This is a genomic window from Rhodoferax sp. ZS1R25, assembly GCF_056521335.1.
The window spans coordinates 127,252-145,361 of the sequence record NZ_JBWMAZ010000001.1 but is presented as its reverse complement, the minus strand read 5'-3'; the positions used below and the strand labels follow the sequence as shown (position 1 = coordinate 145,361).

The following is an 18,110-nucleotide window of genomic DNA, read 5'->3' as shown; positions in this document are numbered from 1 at the left end:
TTTTTTGTAAAAGGGCTTGCCGATCGGCAAGCCCTTTTGTTTTGTATGCCTGCTGTCAGCGGCTGCTGGGGAAGCTGAACACCGCACCTTCGCGCACGCCCGCACTCGGCCAGCGCTGCGTGATCGTCTTGCGCTTGGTGTAGAAACGCACCGCGTCCGGGCCGTAGGCGTGCAGGTCGCCAAACAGGCTGCGCTTCCAGCCACCGAACGAGTGGTAGGCCACGGGTACGGGCAGGGGCACGTTGACGCCCACCATGCCAACCAGGATGTTGTCGGTGAAGTAACGGGCTGCTTCCCCATCGCGCGTGAAGATGCAGGTGCCGTTGCCGTACTCGTGCGCATCGATCAGGTCCATGGCCTCTTGCAGCGTCTTCACGCGCACCACGCCCAGCACGGGGCCAAAAATCTCTTCCTGGTAGATCACCATGCCAGGCTTGACGTTGTCAAACAGGCAGGGGCCCAGGTAGTAGCCGTCTTCATGGCCGGACACTGTGAGGCCGCGGCCGTCCACCACCAGCGTGGCGCCTTCTTTCACACCCTGGTCCACATAGCCTTTCACCTTCTCGAAGTGCGGCTTGGTCACCAGCGGGCCCATGTCCATGCCGGGGGCGGTGCCGGGGCCTACCTTCATCTTGGCGATCTCAACCTTCAGGCCAGCAATCACGGCGTCCGCCGTGGCATCGCCCACTGCCACCACCAGCGGAATCGCCATGCAGCGCTCGCCGCACGAGCCATAGGCTGCGCCCATGAGCGCACTGACCGCATTGGCCACATCGGCATCGGGCATGACCACGGCGTGGTTTTTGGCGCCGCCCAGCGCCTGTACACGCTTGCCGTGTGCGCAGCCGGTGGCGTAGATGTATTCAGCAATGGGCGTGGAGCCCACAAAGCTCACAGCCTTCACGCGCGGGTCGGTCAGCAGGGTGTCCACGGCTTCCTTGTCGCCGTTCACCACGTTGAGCACGCCGGGTGGCAGGCCGGCTTCCAGAGCCAGCTCGGCAATGCGCAGCGTACTGCTGGGGTCGCGCTCCGAAGGCTTCAGGATGAAGGTGTTGCCACAGGCCACGGCCATGGGCCACATCCACAGCGGCACCATGGCGGGGAAGTTGAAGGGCGTGATGCCCGCGGTCACGCCCAGCGCCTGGAATTCGGACCAGCTGTCGATGGCCGGGCCCACGTTCTTGCTGTGCTCGCCTTTGAGCAGCTCGGGCGCGTAACTCGCGTACTCCACGTTTTCAATGCCGCGTTGCAACTCGCCCAGCGCGTCGCTCAGCACCTTGCCGTGCTCCGCGGTGATGAGGACGCAGAGTTCTTCGGCGTGTTTTTCCAGCAGCACCTTCAGGTTGCCCATCACGCGGGCGCGCTTCAGGGGCGGTGTGTTGCGCCAGGCAGGGAAGGCGGCTTGCGCGTTGGCAATGGCATCTTCCACCGTAGTCTTGGAGGCCAGCAGCACGCGCTTTTCGGCGCGGCCGGTGGCGGGGTTGAAGACGTCTTGCGTGCGCTCGCCGGTGGTGGTGAGTTTGCCGCCAATGAGGTGGCCGACAGTAGGGAGTTGGGACATGGGTGCTTTATAAAGAAAATGGGCTGTCAGCCCCCGTGGAGCGTGCGCTGGCAGCTATGAATTTAATAGTAGACGCGGCTGCTTACGCAGTTTCGTGGATGGCTTCACCCAGCGCGTTGACCAGGCTGTCGATCTCGGCCTCGGTGGTGATGAAGGGGGGCGCCAGCGCAATGCAGTCGCCGGCGTAGCGCACGTAAACGCCCTTGTCCAGGCAGCGCATGGCCACCTCGTAGGGCCGCTTGGCGGGCTCACCTGGAAAGGCGGCCAGCGTGAAGCCGGCCGACAAACCGAGGTTGCGGATGTCGGTGATGTGCTTGGTGCCGCGCAGGCTGTGCACCGCCTTCTCAAAGTAAGGGGCCAGGGCCGCCACGCGCTCCACCATGTTTTCTTTGACCAGAATGTCCAGCGCCGCAATACCGGCAGCGCAGGCCACGGGGTGGGCGGAGTAGGTGTAGCCGTGGGGGAATTCCAGCATGTAGTCCGGGCCGCCCTGCGCCATGAAAGTGTCGTAGATCTCTTTCTTGGCCACCGTCACGCCCAAAGGCTGCGCGCCGTTGGTGATCTGCTTCGCAGCGTTCAGGATGTCGGGCACCACGCCAAAGTAGGCCGCGCCGGTGTAAGCGCCCAGCCGGCCAAAGCCGGTGATCACTTCATCAAAAATCAGCAGGATGTTGTTCTGGGTGCAGATCTCGCGCAGGCGCTGCAGGTAGCCCACGGGCGGCACCACGATGCCGGCCGAGCCGGACATGGGCTCCACGATCACGGCGGCAATGTTGGACGCGTCGTGCAGGGCGATCAGGCGCAACAGCTCGTCGGCCATGTCACCGCCTTTTTCAGGCAGGCCCTTGCTGAAGGCGTTGGACGCCAGCTGAGTGTGGGCCAGGTGGTCGGCCTCAATGCCCTGGCCGAAGGTCTTGCGGTTGGCGGGTAGGCCGCCCACCGAGATGCCACCGAAGTTCACACCGTGGTAACCCTTTTCGCGGCCGATCAGGCGGGTCTTGGTGCCCATGCCTTTGGCGCGCCAGTAGGCGCGGGCCATTTTGAGCGCCGTGTCGGCCGATTCGGAGCCGGAGCCGGTGTAGAACACATAGTCCAAGCCTTCGGGGGTCAATTCCACAATCTTGTTGGCCAGCTCAAACGACAGCGGGTGGCCAAACTGGAAGGCGGGCGAGTAGTCCATGGTCGCCATTTGCTTGCTCACCGCCTCGGTGATTTCGCGGCGGCCATGGCCCAGGCCCGCGCACCACAGGCCCGACAGGCCGTCAAAAATCTTCTTGCCGTTGGAGTCGGTGAAGTAGGCGCCCTGGGCGCCGACCATCATGCGCGGATTGGCTTTGAAATCGCGGTTGCCGGTGAAGGCCATCCAGTGCGACTCCATCCATTCGCGACTCATGGGGAAGGGGGATGCGCTGGTGATGGCTTCACCGGTGGCGGGGCTGTTGGTGTCATTGAGTTTCATGGGGAACTCCAGTGGGTGGGGTGGATAAGCCTGGTGGGGCGATGGTGCATTGTGGGCAGCTCTGTTACTCTTATAAAGTCACAAATATCACTATTTACTTGCCAAATAATGAAAGTAAAAAACAAGGCCGTCCTGGGTCAAATTGGCGACATGGACTTGCGCCTGCTGCGCGTGTTCAAGGCCGTGGTCGACTGCGGAGGCATGGCCGCGGCCGAGCTGGAACTCAATATAGGCACTTCCACCGTCAGCCGCCACATCAAAGATCTGGAAACCCGGCTGGGCCTGACCCTGTGCCGGCGCGGCCGGGCTGGCTTTGCGCTGACGCCCGAGGGTGAAAAAATCTACGCCCAGACCAGCCAGCTGCTGGCCGCTACCGATGCGTTTCGCAGCAGCGTGGACGAAATTCACCAGCGCATGGGCGGGCAACTGCAAGTAGCGGTGTTCGACAAAACCGCCAGCAACCCCGCAAGCCACATCGCCGAAGCCATCGCTCACTTTCATGCAGAGGCCCCCGATGTAGGGTTGAACTTGCACGTAGCCACGCTCACAGCGATTGAGCGTGGCGTGCTCGACGGCCAGTTCCACGTGGGCATCATCCCTGGCCACCGCAGCTCCGACGTGCTGGACTACACCCCGCTGTTTGACGAAGCCATGCTGCTCTACTGCGGCACGCGCCACGCGCTGTGGAATGCCGACCACAGCGCCCTGGACTGGGACACGCTGCAGCGCCACGAATTCGCCGGGTTGGGCTACCACTCGCCCAACATGGAGCTGAGCCAGCGCATGCGCCTGCCGCGCCGCGCCACGGGCTTCGACCAGGAGTCGATTGCCACGCTGATCCTCTCGGGCCAGTTCTTAGGCTTTCTGCCCGACCACTATGCCGAAAGCTTTGTGCGTCGCGGCCTCATGCAGGCCGTACGGCCGGATCTGCTCAACTACGCCTGCCAGTTTTTTGCCATCACGCGCAAGTCACCGCAGCCGAGCCGGGCGACGCGGGCGTTTCAGGAGTGTTTGATGCGGGCGCATGGGGTGGACGCTTGCGCTCGTGTCCCCCGCCCAGGGCCGCGCAGCGGCCAGGGGGACGCGGAGCAGAACGCTACCCCGCTGATCCCCCCAACACCGTAGCTCCACCCAGATTTACATGCCGTAAAACCTGAAATCCATCTCCGGCTTCTCGCCGTGGATCAGCTCGGCAATCGCCTTGCCCGACCCCGCGCCGTGCGTCCAGCCCAGCGTGCCATGCCCAGCATTGACCCACAACCCGCGCACCGGGCTTTGGCCGATGTAGGGGATGTTGGTCGGGGTGGCGGGGCGCAGGCCGGTCCAGTAGTTGGGCTGGCCGCCTTCGGCCTCACTGCGGGTGTCGCACACGCCGGGCAGCACTTCTTCGATGCGGCGCGCCAGCATGTTGCAGCGGGCCTGGGCGACTGGGGTGTCCAGTGACAGGTCGAAGCCGCCTACTTCGATGGTGCCGGCCACGCGCAGCTGGTCGCCCAGGCGGCTGATGGCGATCTTCTTGGAATCGTCGATGGTGGAGACCAGGGGTGCCAGCTCCGGTTTGAGGATCTTGAAGGTGGCGCTGTAGCCCTTGCCCGGATAAATGGGCAGGTCAACACCCACGGTGCGCAGCAGTGGCGCGGTGTACGAGCCCGCGGCCACCACAATATGGTCGGCCTTCAGCGTGTGCAGCGATCCGGCAACATTTCGGCCTCTGGCCCCCGTAGACAGTGCGCGAACAGCTACGGATTTGATAGCGCCAATGCTGACGTTCAATCCCTCCACGCTGTGCTCGTACAGAAACTCGGCCCCACGTGCCGCGCACAGCTTGGCCAGCTCCTGGGTGAACACGCGGCAGTCGCCCGACTCGTCGCTGGGGGTGATGGTGCCGCCCACGATGTGGTTGGCAAAGGATGTGAACGCGGGCTCGATCTTCAGCAGCGCTTCCTTGCTGATGACCTGGCGGTTCACGCCGTACTTGCGCATGAGCGCAGCGGCGTCGCCCGCGGTGTCAAAGGATTGTTGGTCGCAGTAGTAGTGGGCAATGCCGCGCTCTAGCCGGTTGTATTCAATGCCGGTGGCGGCCACCACGTCTTTGAGGGCCGCGTGGCTGTAGGCGCCCAGGGCGACGAGCTGCTGCACATTGCGCTCAAAGGCCGTGTCGTTGCAGTTGGCCAGGAACTTCAGGCCCCAGGTGTACTGGTGCAGGCCCGGGCCAAAGGGGTTTTGCGGGCGGAACAGCAGGGGTGCTTCCTTGCTCAGCATCCACTTCAGGGCTTTCAGGGGGGCCTCCTTGTTGGCCCAGGGCTCGCAGTAGCTCACCGAGATCTGCGCGCCGTTGGCAAAGCTGGTTTCCATGGCGGCGTCGGGTTGGCGCTCCACCACGGTCACCTCGTGGCCCAGCTCCAGCAAATGCCAGGCGGTGCAAATGCCGATGGTGCCGGCGCCGAGAACAATAATTTTCATGGTGCCAGTGTGATGCAAGGGGCGCGCCTGCAAAAGCGAAATGAAAGTGTTTGCGAAAACATTAGGTGCGCTAATAATCTCGCCCATGCGAACTTTTGACACCGATGCCCTGGAATGCCTGGCCGCCATTGTGGAAGAGGGCGGTTTCGAGCGCGCCGCCGTGCGCCTGTCCATCACCCAGTCGGCCGTTTCCCAGCGCCTGCGCGCGCTGGAAGCCCAGGTGGGCACCGTGCTGCTGGTGCGCAGCCGCCCGGTCAAGGCCACCAGCGCGGGGCGCCTGCTGATCAAACACGCCATGCAAATGCGCCTGCTGCGGGCCGACCTGGAGGGCGACCTGAAAGAGCTGGCGCCCAATACCGGTGCGGTGCGCGAGGACGAGCGCATCTCCATCGCCGTGAACGCCGACAGCATTGCCACCTGGGCGCTCTCGGCGCTGGACCCGCTGGTGCACGCCGGGCTGCCACTGGAAATCATCACCGATGACCAGGATTTCACCCACGAATGGCTGCGCGAAGGCCAGGTGCTGGGCTGCGTGACCACGCTGAAGCAGGCGCTGCGCGGCTGCAAGGTGCTGCCACTGGGCGCCATGCACTACGTGGCGGTGGTGAGCCAGGACTATGCGCAGGCCCACTGCCCGCAGGGCCTGACGCCGCACAACTTCCGCAGCATCCCGTTTGTAGCCTTCAACCGCAAAGACGATTTGCCGTCAGAGTTCGTGGGCAAGGCGCTGAGCCTGCGCCGTGTGTCGGTGGGCCAGCGCTTTGTGCCCAGCTCTGAGGGCATGGTGCGCGCCGTGCTGGCTGGCTGGGGCGCCAGCGTGGTGCCCGAGCTATTGGTGCGTGGCCTCATCGACAGCGGGCAGCTGGTGAACCTGGTGCCCACGGTCACCCTGCCGGTGAACCTGTACTGGCACTGCTGGAACCTCAACTCTGAGGTGATAGACCGGCTGACCAACGCGCTGTCGCAGGCCGCGGCCCGCCTGCTGGACAGCAAAAACTAGCCAGTCACAAATTGGCCGACCCCTCCACGCTTTGACGGCCGTGAATAGAATGGGGCCATGAACACCGTCGCCCCCGTCAAAATTTCCTTCAAACAGCAGATGCTGCAGGCGCGGGAAGACGCCATCATCCGCGCGGTGAACCAGTTGCTGGCCGAAAAAGGCTTTGAAGCCATGACGGTGGACGAGGTGGCGGCCCAGGTGGGCATTGCCAAGGCCAGCCTGTACAAGCACTTTCCCAGCAAGGAAGACCTGGCCGCTGCGGCCATGGCCCACCTGATGGGCCAAGCCCAAGCCTTTCTGGACACCGTGCTACTGGCGCTGAGCCCCCTGGACAAGCTGCGCGCGGTGGTGCGCTGGACCATGGGTTTGAAGCTGGGCGGAGAAATGCCCTCGCTGCCCAGCCAAAACTCCACGCTGCGCGCCACGTTGATGAACAACCGCGCCTACATGGACGGCCTGATGGACGTGAGCGACCGGCTGGGCGGCTGGATCGAGGCGGCCCAGGCGCAGGGCGTGATCAACCCGAAGCTCCCGGCCATTGCCGTGCTCTACACGCTGTACGCGCGTGCCTGCGACCCGGTGCTGGAGTTCCTCAAGATGAGCGAACTGCACACCGACGAAGAGATCATCGACCTCGTGTTGTCCACCTGCTTTGACGGCCTGAATGCCCGCTAGCCCCCGTGGGGCATGCGCAGGCAGCTCCTGAAACCATAGCGGTCTAGTTCAGGGCTTCAATTCAGCGCCTCGAAGCGCCATTCCACGCGCTGGCTCAGCGTCTGCCCGGTGCTGAGCACTTGCAGGCCCGGCTGGCCGTCCACATGGAAGGCGTCGATGGGGTGGGTCACTGGTTCGAAGCAGAAGTGCGATCCCTGGGGCGGGCGGTACAGCAGGCAAAACCCGTCGTCCACGCCGCGTGCCAGCACCGCGGGGTCGCGCATGTGCAGGCGCAGGCCATGCTCGGGCCAGTCGATATGGGCCTGGCCGCTCCACCCCGTGTAGGCGTTGTCGATCAGGCTGCCATTCACCGGCATGCCGGTGCGCGGGTCCCAGCTGGGGGGAAATTCGGTGCTGTGGGCGGTGGGCATGGGGTCGTCCCCACTGAGCCACACGCCTTGCACGGCGGCTTGCAGCTGCGCTTGCGGCGTGCGCACAAACGCGGGGTGCTGGCCCAGGCCATAGGGCAGGCTGCCGGGACCCAGGTGGGTCACTTCCAACAGCTGGTCCATGCCGTCGTCGCGCAGCACAAAGCGCTGCAGCGCGCGGTAGTGGTAGGGGCTGCCGTCAAAGTGGGCGGACTCCAGCACCATCTCCAGCGCATCGGCCGTGGGCTGGCGAATCTCCCAGGGCTGCAGCCAGCCGTTGCCGTGGATGGGGTAGGCCTCGCCCGCGCGGTTGGGGCGCATGGGGTAGGTCACGCCGTGGTGCGCAAAGCCGCCATGGCCAATGCGGTTGGACCAGGGCACGAGCGGAAAAGACGCCGTGGTGTAGAGGTCGTTGCCCGCGCCATCCCAGGGGCGCCACAGGTCCACCACGCCCTGCGCTGCCGTGCGCTGCCAGGCGGCCACGCTGCCACCCAGGGCGGGCAGCAAGCCCAGGCGTTGGCCAGCGTGGTGTAGCCAGTGGATGGTGTGGGGGGCAGAAGACATGGGCACTTTCAGGGGCGCGGAGGCGCCGTTCGTGGGTTCGAAAACGTGCAGGATGCTACGGCGGTTCCGCCATAAACAAAAATCAAAATATGGCCGCCTGGCATATCCAATTGGATATGTATCAAGACGAAGATTCGCAGCGCCCGATTTGGCCAAAAATTCGGATTTACAAGGGATTTCGCGGTACCTAGGGTTTTCCTGAATTTGAAATTCAGTATGAGTAATACCTAAAACTCTATTGGTTCTGCGTGTTTTTGATACGTATCATCCGCCCACTTCTTGACGTAACCGACGGCGTGAAATCGTTGTCGAGACCGCAGGGGGTTGAACACCCTTATCCACTGATAGACACAAAGAGGAGACACCCATGACAAACAATCGCCGTACCCTGCTGGCCTCGCTGCTGGCCGCTTCCTTCGCCGTGGCCGCCCCCATGAGCGCATTCGCACAAAAGAAAATTGTGGTCGGTTTCAGCCAAATTGGTGCTGAGAGCGAATGGCGCACTGCCAACACCAACTCCATGAAAACTGCTGCCGCTGCTGCCGGCATTGAGCTGAAGTTCTCGGACGCTCAGCAAAAGCAAGAAAACCAAATCAAGGCTCTGCGCTCCTTCATCGCCCAAAAGGTGGACGTGATCGCGCTGACACCCGTCGTTGAATCCGGCTGGGACACTGTGCTGAAGGAAATCAAGGATGCCAAGATTCCTCTGATCTTGATGGACCGTTCGGTGGACTCCAAAGACACCTCCTTGTACGCAACGCACATCGGCTTTGACTTCGTCAAGGAAGGCGAAATGGCCGGTCAGTGGCTGGTTGAGCGCGCCAAGACCATGAAGGGCGATATCAATGTCGTCGAATTGCAAGGCACCGTGGGCTCCGCGCCAGCGATTGACCGCAAGAAGGGCTTTGAAGCTGCCATCAAGGCCGAGCCGCGTATCAAGATCATCCGCTCGCAAACCGGTGACTTCACCCGCGCCAAGGGCAAGGAAGTCATGGAAGCCTTCCTGAAGGCTGAAGGCAAGAAGATCAATGTGCTCTACGCACACAACGACGATATGGGCATTGGTGCGATCCAGGCCATTGAGGAAGCTGGTTTCAAGCCCGCCAAGGACATCTTGGTGATCTCGGTGGACGGTGTGAAGGGCGCTTTCGAAGCCATGATCGCTGGCAAGCTGAATGTCACTGTGGAATGCAGCCCCTTGCTCGGACCTCTGGTCATGTCGACCGCCAAAGACCTCGCAGCTGGCAAGACCGTGCCTCGCAGCCTGATTGGCAAAGATGGTGTGTACCCCATGGAAACTGCGGCCAAAGAGTTCCCAAGCCGCCAATACTGATCCCTGTTTCGCTTTTAGGTCACTAAGGTTTGGCCCGCGGCTTCTGGCTGCGGGCCTTTTTTACAAGACACCATGACACACACACAACAGGCCCCCGGCGCGGCCACCCCGGTGTTGGAGCTCTCTGGCGTGGCCAAACAATTTGGCACCGTGCGGGCCCTCTCGGGTGTGAATCTGCGTCTCTTTGCGGGCGAAGTGCATGCCCTGATGGGGCAAAACGGGGCTGGCAAGTCCACCCTGATCAAAGTGCTGACGGGTGTGTACCCGGCCGACCAGGGTGATATGCGCTTGGGTGGCAAGTCCATTCGCGCCACTTCCACGCTGGACGCCCAGCGCCTGGGCATCAGCACCGTGTACCAAGAAGTCAATCTCTGCCCCAACCTGTCGGTGGCGGAGAACATTTTTGCTGGCCGCTACCCGCGCAAGGGGCTGGCTGGTGCCTGGGGCATCGACTGGGCGCGTATGCAACGCGAAGCGCGTGTGCTGTTGGCACGGCTCAATTTGGATATTGATGTCACGCAGACGCTCGCCAGCTACTCCGTAGCGGTGCAGCAGATGGTGGCGATTGCCCGTGGCCTGAGCATCTCGGCACAAGTATTGATCTTGGACGAACCCACATCGAGTCTGGACGACGAAGAGGTGGAGCGCCTCTACGGCGTGCTGCGCCAGCTGCGCGACCAGGGCATGGCGATTTTGTTTGTCACCCACTTTCTGGACCAGGTCTATGCCCTGTGCGATCGCATCACCGTGCTGCGCAATGGCGAGCTGGTGGGCGAGTACCCCGCAGCCGAGTTGGGTCACAACGCACTGATCGCTGCGATGGTCGGGCGCGAGATGGTGGCCAATCCTGCACAAGCGGCCGGCGCTAGCGCTGATGTGAAAAAAGAGCAGCCCGTGGTACTGCAAGCGCGGGGCCTTGCCCGTGCGGGCAGTGTCAAGCCGCTGGACCTGACGCTGCACCGCGGTGAGGTGGTGGGCTTGGGCGGCTTGTTGGGCTCAGGCCGAACGGAACTGGCGCGCGTGTTGTTTGGGTTGGACCAAAGCGATGCCGGCGAACTCGTCATCAACGGTAGCCCGGTAAAAATGGATTCGCCCGCAGAGGCGATTCGTTTGGGCTTGGGTTTGTGCCCCGAGGACCGCAAGGCCGAGGGCATCATCGGTGAACTCTCGGTGCGCGAAAACATCGCGCTCGCACTGCAGGCACGACAAGGGCTGTGGCCCTGTATTTCGCGGGCCAAGCAAGTCGAAATGGCGGAGTACTACGTCAAGACCCTGGGCATCAAAACCAGCAATATCGAAACCCCAATGGGCCAGCTCTCGGGGGGCAACCAGCAAAAGGCAGTGTTGGGCCGCTGGTTGGCGACCAAGCCCAGCTTGTTGATTCTGGACGAACCTACTCGCGGCATTGACATTGCGGCCAAGCAGGAAATCATGAACGAAATATTGGTGTTGGCAAAAGAGGGAATGGCCGTGTTGTTTATCTCTTCAGAAATGGAAGAAGTGGTGCGCCTGTCAGATCGCATCGTGGTGATGCGCGACCGTGCGAAAGTGGGCGAGTTGCCCGGTGGAACCGATGACCATGCGGTCTACGCCATGATTGCGGGGCAAGCATGAGCACAGTCGATCAACCCTCTTGGGTGCAACGGGTGCAGACGCACCACCTGCTGTGGCCGCTGGTCACCTTGACCCTGATTTTGATGGTGAATGCCAGTCTGAATCCCGGCTTCTGGATGCTGCAATGGCGTGACGGTCACCTTTACGGCAGTGTCATCGATATCTTGAACCGTGCCTCGCCGTTGATGCTGGTAGCGCTGGGCATGACCCTGGTCATCGCCACACGGGGCATCGACATTTCGGTGGGCGCCACGGTGGCGATCAGTGCGGCGGTAGCGGCATTGATGGTGGGCGGAAAACTGGTGATTACCGATGGTGTGGCCCAGCATGTCAGCCGCTTTCCGATGTGGTTGGCGATTGGGTGTGCACTGCTCACGGCGCTCGCCTGCGGGCTGTGGAATGGCGTGTTGGTCGCCAAAATTGGCCTGCAGCCCATCATCGCGACGCTGATCCTGATGGTGGCGGGTCGCGGTGTGGCCCAGCTCCTGACGGACGGACAAATCGTCACCGTGTACTACGCACCCTATTTTTTCATCGGCAGTGGTTATCTGTGGGGTCTGCCGTTTGCCTTGTTCATTGCCGGGTTTGTGTACGTGGTAATGCATTTGGCGGTTACCCGCACAGCGCTGGGTCTTTTCATCCAGGCCATCGGTATCAATCCTGCGGCTGCGCGGCTGGCCGGTGTGCGTGAACGGTTGATCAGCATCTGCGTGTACGCGTTTTGCGGCCTGACGGCGGGCATTGCGGGCCTCATCATCAGCTCCAACGTGAAGAGTGCGGACGGCAATAACGCGGGCAACTTGTTGGAGCTTGATGCCATTCTGGCGGTGACGTTGGGCGGCACTCTGCTGACCGGCGGGCGATTCAGCCTGGCCGGCAGCCTGATTGGGGCACTGATCATTCAGACACTGACCTCTACGATTTATTCCATTGGCGTACCGCCTGAAATCAACCTCGTGGTGAAGGCCGCCGTCGTGTTTGTCGTCATGTTGATGCAGTCGGCGGAATTTCGCCGCGCTGTGCGCGGATGGGTGATGCGCCCCAGCGCAGGGAGCAAAGCATGAAATTGGCGACCAAATACATTCCCTTGGCGGCTACCGTGTCGCTGTTCGCTGTGATGTCAGCGTTTGGTTCGTTGTCCTACAACGGATTTTTTTCGGCACAGGTGTTTTTGAACCTGCTCGTCGACAACGCGTTTTTGGTTGTCGTTGCGGTGGGTATGACCTTTGTCATTCTGTCCGGGGGCATCGATCTCTCGGTGGGTTCGGTGGTGGCACTCAGCACTATCGTGCTGGCGAAGCTGGTGGAGCATTGGCACTGGCATCTTGCGGTGGCCATACCGCTGGTGCTGTGCATGGGAGCGCTCTTTGGTGCCTTTATGGGCTGGCTCATTCAACGTTTTCGCCTGCAGCCCTTCATTGTCACGTTGGCGGGCATGTTCTTGGCGCGTGGGTTGTGCTACCTGATCAGCATTGATTCGATCAGCATCACCGACGCAGCCTATACGGTGCTGGCGCAAACGCGGATCCACTTGTGGGCGGACGGCCCCATGCTGTCCATCAGTGCCATCCTGGCGCTGGTGGTGTTGGCTGTGGCTGTGTTCCTGGCGCACTGCACCCAGTTTGGCCGCACCGTGTACGCCATTGGTGGTTCCGAGCACTCGGCGGTGCTGATGGGGCTTCCCGTGGCACGCACCAATGTGGCGGTATATGCGCTGAGCGGGTTCTGTGCTGCCTTGGGGGGCGTCGTTTTCACCTTCTACATGCTGTCGGGTTATGGCTTGCATGCCGTGGGCCTGGAGCTTGATGCGATTGCGGCCGTGGTCATCGGTGGCACTTTGCTGAGTGGCGGTGTGGGGTACATGTTGGGCACCCTGTTTGGTGTGTTGACATTGGGGATCATCCAAACCCTCATCATGTTTGATGGGTCACTCAGTTCCTGGTGGACGCGCATCGTGATTGGTGCACTGCTGTTTGTGTTCTGCGTGCTGCAGCGTGTGTTTGAAGCCAGGAAGAAATAACCATGCGTTTGCCCGTTCTCTGGTTTCTGCGTTTGCCGCTGGGTGCCAAGATTGGGTTGCCGCCTGCGTTCGCGACCCTCTGTCTGCTGGTGATCTCGGGCATCGCCTGGTTTGCCAACAGCGGTCTGTCGCGCGAGCTGCACCAGGTGGCCGACAAGGGCATGGTCAACATCGACCAGGCGCATCGCTACGAATCGGCCCTTCAAGAGTTGCAGCTGGGTGCGACCCAGGTGGTGGCCGCGTTAGCCCTGCAACGCGACGCCCCTATCCTGGACTCCATGAAGACCCGGTTGGGCGGCAAGCTGGTGGAGTTTGAAAAAACTATCGCCGCGGCCACCCAGGCTGTGGGCACCCCTGCGCCGGACTCTGCGGAGAGCGAACTGGCGGATGACCTGCAAGCCATCACTGATGCCGTGGCTGCTTACCGCGCCAGCTACGACAAGGTGTTTGCCGTGCCCGCGGGCGATGCCACTGCGGCCGGCAATGCGCTGTCCATGCTCAACGATGCGCACCGTGTCGCTGCGGACAAGGTGAGCATTTTGCTGAGCCGCGAGGCCAATGCAGCCCAGCAGTCGTTGGAAAAAGGCGATGCCCTGGCCACCCTGAATACCCGGTTGATCGTCGGGTGTGTGGTGCTGTCCGTGCTGTTGTCCACGTTGATCAGCTGGCTCTGCAGCCGCTACCTCACGCAGCTGCTGCGCCAGGGCGGCGCCATTGCCGCCGCTTTGGAACGCGGCAACCTGACGCTGCGCTCTGACGTGGAGCCGCACGACGTGGCGGGCCATACGGTGCGCGCACTGTCCGATGTGTCCACCAACCTGAGCCGCCTGGTGACCGAGGTGCGCGACGCGGCCATGCAGGTGGAGCTGGCGTCCAAGGAGATTGAGGCCGGCAACCACGACCTGTCGCACCGCACCGAGCAGCAGGCCAGCATTCTGGAAGAAACGGCCGCTTCCATGGAAGACCTGAGCGCTACGGTCACCCGCAATGCGGGGAATGTGCAGCAGGCCAACCAGTTGGCGATGACGGCCTCGACCGTGGCCACCCGGGGCGGTGAGGTGGTGCACCAGGTGGTGCAGACCATGCGAGGCATCAACGAGGCCAGCCGCAAGATCGGCGACATCATCAGCGTCATCGACGGCATTGCGTTCCAGACCAACATCCTGGCGCTGAATGCGGCCGTGGAGGCGGCGCGCGCCGGTGAGCAGGGACGTGGCTTTGCGGTGGTCGCGTCAGAGGTGCGGTCACTGGCTGGCCGCAGCGCCGAGGCCGCCAAGGAAATCAAACAGCTGATCAGCACAAGTGTGGAACGCGTGGACGCCGGCTCGGCGCTGGTAGACCAGGCCGGTGCCACGATGACGGAGGTGGTCAGCGCCATCCGCCGCGCGTCTGACATCATGGGCGAGATCAGCGCCGCCAGCGCAGAGCAGAATGACGGCGTGCGGCAGGTGGGTGAGGCGGTGGCCGAAATGGACCGCACCACGCAGCAAAATGCCGCACTGGTGGAACAAATGGCCGCTGCGGCCAGCGGCCTGAAAAGCCAGGCCACGGGCTTGGTGCAGATGGTGGCGGTATTCAAGCTGGCCTGACATTGCACGCAAAATAGGCCTCTGGCCCCCGTATCCATTGCGCAAGCAGCTCCTGAAAACATAGCAAACTCAACTGGAACCTTACATGCAATACCGTCCCCTAGGCCGTACTGGCTGGAACATTTCAACCGTGAGCTTCGGCGCCTGGGCCATTGGTGGCACCTGGGGCGCGGTGGACGACAACGACTCCATGGCCGCGCTGCACCGCGCCCTCGACCTGGGCGTGAACTTCTTTGACACCGCCGATGTGTATGGCGATGGCCGCAGCGAACGCCTGCTGGCGCGCCTGCGCAAGGAGCGCAGCGAGCCGTTTTACGTGGCCACCAAGGCTGGCCGCCGGCTCGACCCGCATGTGGCCGCGGGCTTCACGCGCGCCAACCTGACGGCGTTTGTCGAGCGCAGCCTGCAAAACCTGAACACCGAAGCCATTGACCTGCTGCAGCTGCACTGCCCGCCCACCGAGGTGTTCTACATGCCCGAAGTGTTTGGCGTGCTGGACGACCTGGTGCAAGCCGGCAAGCTGCGCCACTATGGTGTGAGCGTAGAGAAGGTGGAAGAGGCGCTCAAGGCCATCGAATACCCCGGCGTACAGAGCGTGCAGATCATTTACAACCTGTTCCGGCAGCGCCCGGCCGATCTGCTGTTTGAGCAGACGCAAAAGCGCGGCGTGGGCATCCTGGCGCGCCTGCCGCTGTCCAGCGGCTTGCTCAGCGGCAAGATGACCGCGCAAAGCACCTTTGGTGCGGACGACCACCGCGGCTTCAACCGCGAAGGCGCCGCCTTCGACAAGGGCGAGACGTTTTCGGGGCTGGATTACAACGTCGGTCTGGAAGCCGTGGAGGCCATGCGCCCACTCGTGCCCGCGGGCCAGAGCATGGCGCAAATGGCGCTGCGCTGGATCCAGATGCACCCGGCCGTGACGTGCACCATCCCCGGTGGCAAGAACCCCGCCCAGGTGGCCGACAACGTGGCCGCTGCGGACTTGCCGCCGCTGAGCGACGCCACCATGCAGGCACTGGCCGACGTGTACGCACGCTACGCCAAGCCGCTGGTGCACCAGCGCTGGTAAGCCCACATGGAGCATTCACGCGACACCATCGGCTTCATCGGCCTGGGCCTCATGGGCCATGGCATGGCCAAGAATATTGTGGACAAGGGCTATGCCCTGACCGTGTGTGCCCGCAAGCCCTCGGCGGCGCTGGACGACTTGTTGCAGCGTGGCGCTGGGCGGGTAGACACGCCGCAGGCGGTGGCGGAACGCGCCACTGTGGTGTTTCTGTGCGTGACCGGCTCCCCGGATGTGGAGGCCATCGTGCGCGGCCCGCAGGGGCTGGCGAAGGGCTTGCGCTCGGGATCGGTGGTGGTGGATTGCTCCACCTCGGACCCGACCTCTACGGTGGCACTGGCGGCTGAGCTGGCCGCCATCGGCGTGACGCTGGTGGACGCACCCCTGAGCCGCACCCCCAAAGAGGCCTGGGAAGGCACGCTGGACACCATGGTGGGCGCAGATGCCGCAACGATGGAGCGCATTCGCCCCATCCTGGCCACCTGGGCCGCGCGCATTGTCCACATCGGTGGACCGGGCGATGGACACCGTATGAAGCTGGTCAACAACTTCATCTCTCTGGGGTACGCGGCTTTGTATTCCGAGGCGCTGACGCTGGCACAGTCCGTGGGCATTGGCCCGCACCGGGTGGATGCGGTCCTGCGCAACGGCCGCATGGACTGCGGCTTCTATCAAACCTTCATGGGCTACACGCTGGAAGGCAACCGGGAGGCGCACAAGTTCACGCTGAAAAATGCCTTCAAGGACCTGCGCTACCTGGAGTCCATGGCCGACGCTGCCGGTATTTCCAACAGCCTGGGCAACGCCGTGAAAAACTCGTTTGCCATGGCGCTGGCCACTGGCGGAGCGGAGGCGTACCTCCCCATGCTCCCCGAGTATGTCGCGCGGTTGAGCGGCGTGGACCTCGCGCCTGCCATGCCCACGCCTGCAGACCCACCTGCTCCGCTTTAGCGCACCAGCAGCACTGGCACCTTGCAGTGGGCCAGTACCTCGGTGGTGACGGAGCCCATCACCAGGTTGGCCAGCGCGCTGTGGCCATGGGTGCCCATGACCAGCAGGTCAAACTTGCCACTGTCGGCTGTCTTGGCAATCAGGGTGCCGACGGGGCCCACTTTCCAGCTGGTCTTGGCGTCTATGCCGTGGCGCAGTAAAAACTTGGCAATCGGTGCCAACACCTTCTCGCTCTCTTCTGCGTAGTAGCTTTCCACCGTGTCTTTGCCCACCATGCTGCGGGCCCGCGCGGGCAGGGCGTTGGCGGCGGTGAATACGGTGTAGTCGTGGTCCGCCGAGAGCAGGGCCTCGTGGGTACTCAGGTAGGCGAGCATTTTTTTGCTGTAGCTGCTGCCGTCTACGGCCAATAAGATCTTCATGGACCCACTCCTCGGTGTAAAAACGCCAATGTAGTGCGGTCTTTTGGCAGCTGTCTGTGCTACATCAAACGTTATAAAAATAGAGGGAGGAATCGCTATGTCATCACCGATGGATCTGCGCCGTCGCCACATCGTCTGCGCTCTGGGCGTCTTGGCCTTGCCATGGGTGGCCCCCGCGGCCCGTGGCAGCACCGCACCGCCGCTGATGCTGGCCAAGTCCTACGACGGCCATAGCGACCCGACCGGCTTCTGGGTCAGCGAGAAGTACGACGGCGTGCGCGGCTATTGGGATGGCCAGCGCCTGCTCACGCGTGCGGGCCATCCGATTGCTGCGCCGGCGTGGTTTACCACCGGTTGGCCCGCTACCGCCATGGAGGGCGAGTTGTGGGCCGGGCGTGGCCAGTTCAGCCAGGCCGTGTCCACGGTGCGCCAGCAAACGCCGGATGACGCCGCTTGGCGCGCAGTGCGCTTCATGGTGTTTGACCTGCCCGCACAGCGCGGCACGTTTGATGAGCGCCTGCCGGTGTTGCGGGCGCGCGTGGCGCAACTGGGCCAGGCCTGGGTGCAGGCCGTGGAGCAAACACCCGCCACCACCGTGCGGGCACTGCAAGCGCGGCTGACCGAGACTGTGCGCGCTGGTGGTGAGGGCCTGGTGCTGCACCGGGGCGGTGCCCACTATGTGGCCCAGCGCAGCGACGACCTGCGCAAGTTCAAACCCTTTGACGATGCCGAGGCGCGCGTGGTCGGCCATGTGGCCGGCACCGGCAAGCACACGGGGCGTCTGGGCGCGCTGTGGCTGGAGCAACCGGCTGCCGAGGGCCAAGCTGCCAAGCGCTTCAAGCTGGGTACGGGCTTTAGCGATGCCCAGCGCCAAGACCCGCCGCCCGTGGGCAGTTGGGTCACGTTCCGCTACCGTGGTGTGACGGACAAGGGCGTGCCGCGTTTTGCCAGCTTTCTGCGTGTGGCCGCAGACCCGGCGTTATGAAAAT

At 62.9% G+C, this 18,110-nt stretch carries 16 protein-coding genes; 11 read left to right on the top strand and 5 right to left on the bottom strand.

The features are described 5' to 3' along the window. Positions 1 to 55: 55 nt before the first annotated feature. Positions 56 to 1,561, bottom strand: coding sequence for a CoA-acylating methylmalonate-semialdehyde dehydrogenase (locus AC097R_RS00635; RefSeq protein WP_479595622.1), 1,506 nt, complete (start codon positions 1,559 to 1,561; stop codon positions 56 to 58). 82 nt (positions 1,562 to 1,643) lie between these two features. Beyond that, positions 1,644 to 3,020 carry an omega-aminotransferase AptA gene (gene aptA, locus AC097R_RS00630; RefSeq protein ID WP_479595620.1) on the bottom strand — a complete coding sequence of 459 codons (1,377 nt, stop codon included), beginning with the start codon at positions 3,018 to 3,020 and terminating at the stop codon, positions 1,644 to 1,646. Between the two features lie 108 nt (positions 3,021 to 3,128). Here aptA and AC097R_RS00625 point away from each other — a divergent pair, with 108 nt between their 5' ends. Beyond that, positions 3,129 to 4,145: a LysR family transcriptional regulator gene (locus AC097R_RS00625; protein WP_479595618.1), complete on the top strand. Its 1,017-nt coding sequence runs from the start codon at positions 3,129 to 3,131 to the stop codon at positions 4,143 to 4,145. 12 nt (positions 4,146 to 4,157) lie between these two features. Here the strand turns inward: AC097R_RS00625 and AC097R_RS00620 are convergent, their stop codons facing one another. Beyond that, positions 4,158 to 5,483, bottom strand: coding sequence for a D-amino acid dehydrogenase (locus AC097R_RS00620; RefSeq protein ID WP_479595617.1), 1,326 nt, complete (start codon positions 5,481 to 5,483; stop codon positions 4,158 to 4,160). Positions 5,484 to 5,568: 85 nt separating this feature from the next. Between AC097R_RS00620 and AC097R_RS00615 the strand changes: the two genes are divergently transcribed. After that, on the top strand, positions 5,569 to 6,483 hold the full coding sequence (locus tag AC097R_RS00615; RefSeq protein WP_479595615.1) for a LysR family transcriptional regulator ArgP: 915 nt from the start codon (positions 5,569 to 5,571) through the stop codon (positions 6,481 to 6,483). A 57-nt stretch (positions 6,484 to 6,540) separates the two neighbouring features. Next, positions 6,541 to 7,158 (top strand): TetR/AcrR family transcriptional regulator, encoded by a 618-nt coding sequence (locus tag AC097R_RS00610; protein WP_479595613.1) that lies wholly within the window; start codon positions 6,541 to 6,543, stop codon positions 7,156 to 7,158. A 56-nt stretch (positions 7,159 to 7,214) separates the two neighbouring features. Here AC097R_RS00610 and AC097R_RS00605 read toward each other — a convergent pair whose 3' ends face one another. Next, positions 7,215 to 8,129 carry an aldose 1-epimerase gene (locus tag AC097R_RS00605; protein ID WP_479595611.1) on the bottom strand — a complete coding sequence of 305 codons (915 nt, stop codon included), beginning with the start codon at positions 8,127 to 8,129 and terminating at the stop codon, positions 7,215 to 7,217. 367 nt (positions 8,130 to 8,496) lie between these two features. On the opposite strand from AC097R_RS00605, the gene AC097R_RS00600 reads away from it, so the two are divergent. The 7 genes from AC097R_RS00600 to AC097R_RS00570 all read left to right on the top strand — a co-directional run bounded on the left by AC097R_RS00600 (position 8,497) and on the right by AC097R_RS00570 (position 16,702). Further along, a complete protein-coding gene (locus AC097R_RS00600; RefSeq protein ID WP_479595610.1) occupies positions 8,497 to 9,462 on the top strand; it encodes an ABC transporter substrate-binding protein in 966 nt (321 codons plus the stop codon). Between the two features lie 72 nt (positions 9,463 to 9,534). Continuing rightward, positions 9,535 to 11,076: a sugar ABC transporter ATP-binding protein gene (locus AC097R_RS00595; RefSeq protein WP_479595608.1), complete on the top strand. Its 1,542-nt coding sequence runs from the start codon at positions 9,535 to 9,537 to the stop codon at positions 11,074 to 11,076. After that, a complete protein-coding gene (locus AC097R_RS00590; protein ID WP_479595606.1) occupies positions 11,073 to 12,140 on the top strand; it encodes an ABC transporter permease in 1,068 nt (355 codons plus the stop codon). The genes AC097R_RS00595 and AC097R_RS00590 overlap by 4 nt, the downstream gene beginning before the upstream one ends. Next, complete coding sequence (gene yjfF / locus AC097R_RS00585; protein ID WP_310342789.1) at positions 12,137 to 13,096, top strand: galactofuranose ABC transporter, permease protein YjfF; 960 nt, start codon at positions 12,137 to 12,139, stop codon at positions 13,094 to 13,096. The genes AC097R_RS00590 and yjfF overlap by 4 nt, the downstream gene beginning before the upstream one ends. A gap of 2 nt (positions 13,097 to 13,098) precedes the next feature. Continuing rightward, positions 13,099 to 14,685, top strand: coding sequence for a methyl-accepting chemotaxis protein (locus tag AC097R_RS00580; protein ID WP_479595603.1), 1,587 nt, complete (start codon positions 13,099 to 13,101; stop codon positions 14,683 to 14,685). 85 nt (positions 14,686 to 14,770) lie between these two features. Next, on the top strand, positions 14,771 to 15,754 hold the full coding sequence (locus AC097R_RS00575) for an aldo/keto reductase (protein ID WP_479595601.1): 984 nt from the start codon (positions 14,771 to 14,773) through the stop codon (positions 15,752 to 15,754). Positions 15,755 to 15,760: 6 nt separating this feature from the next. Further along, complete coding sequence (locus tag AC097R_RS00570) at positions 15,761 to 16,702, top strand: NAD(P)-dependent oxidoreductase (protein WP_479595599.1); 942 nt, start codon at positions 15,761 to 15,763, stop codon at positions 16,700 to 16,702. Here AC097R_RS00570 and AC097R_RS00565 read toward each other — a convergent pair. Beyond that, positions 16,699 to 17,121 (bottom strand): universal stress protein, encoded by a 423-nt coding sequence (locus tag AC097R_RS00565; protein ID WP_479595596.1) that lies wholly within the window; start codon positions 17,119 to 17,121, stop codon positions 16,699 to 16,701. The genes AC097R_RS00570 and AC097R_RS00565 overlap by 4 nt on opposite strands. Before the next feature lie 97 nt (positions 17,122 to 17,218). Here AC097R_RS00565 and AC097R_RS00560 point away from each other — a divergent pair, with 97 nt between their 5' ends. Then, entirely contained in the window at positions 17,219 to 18,106 is an 888-nt protein-coding gene (locus AC097R_RS00560; protein ID WP_479595593.1) for a DNA ligase, read from the top strand. The last annotated feature ends 4 nt before the right edge of the window (positions 18,107 to 18,110 follow it).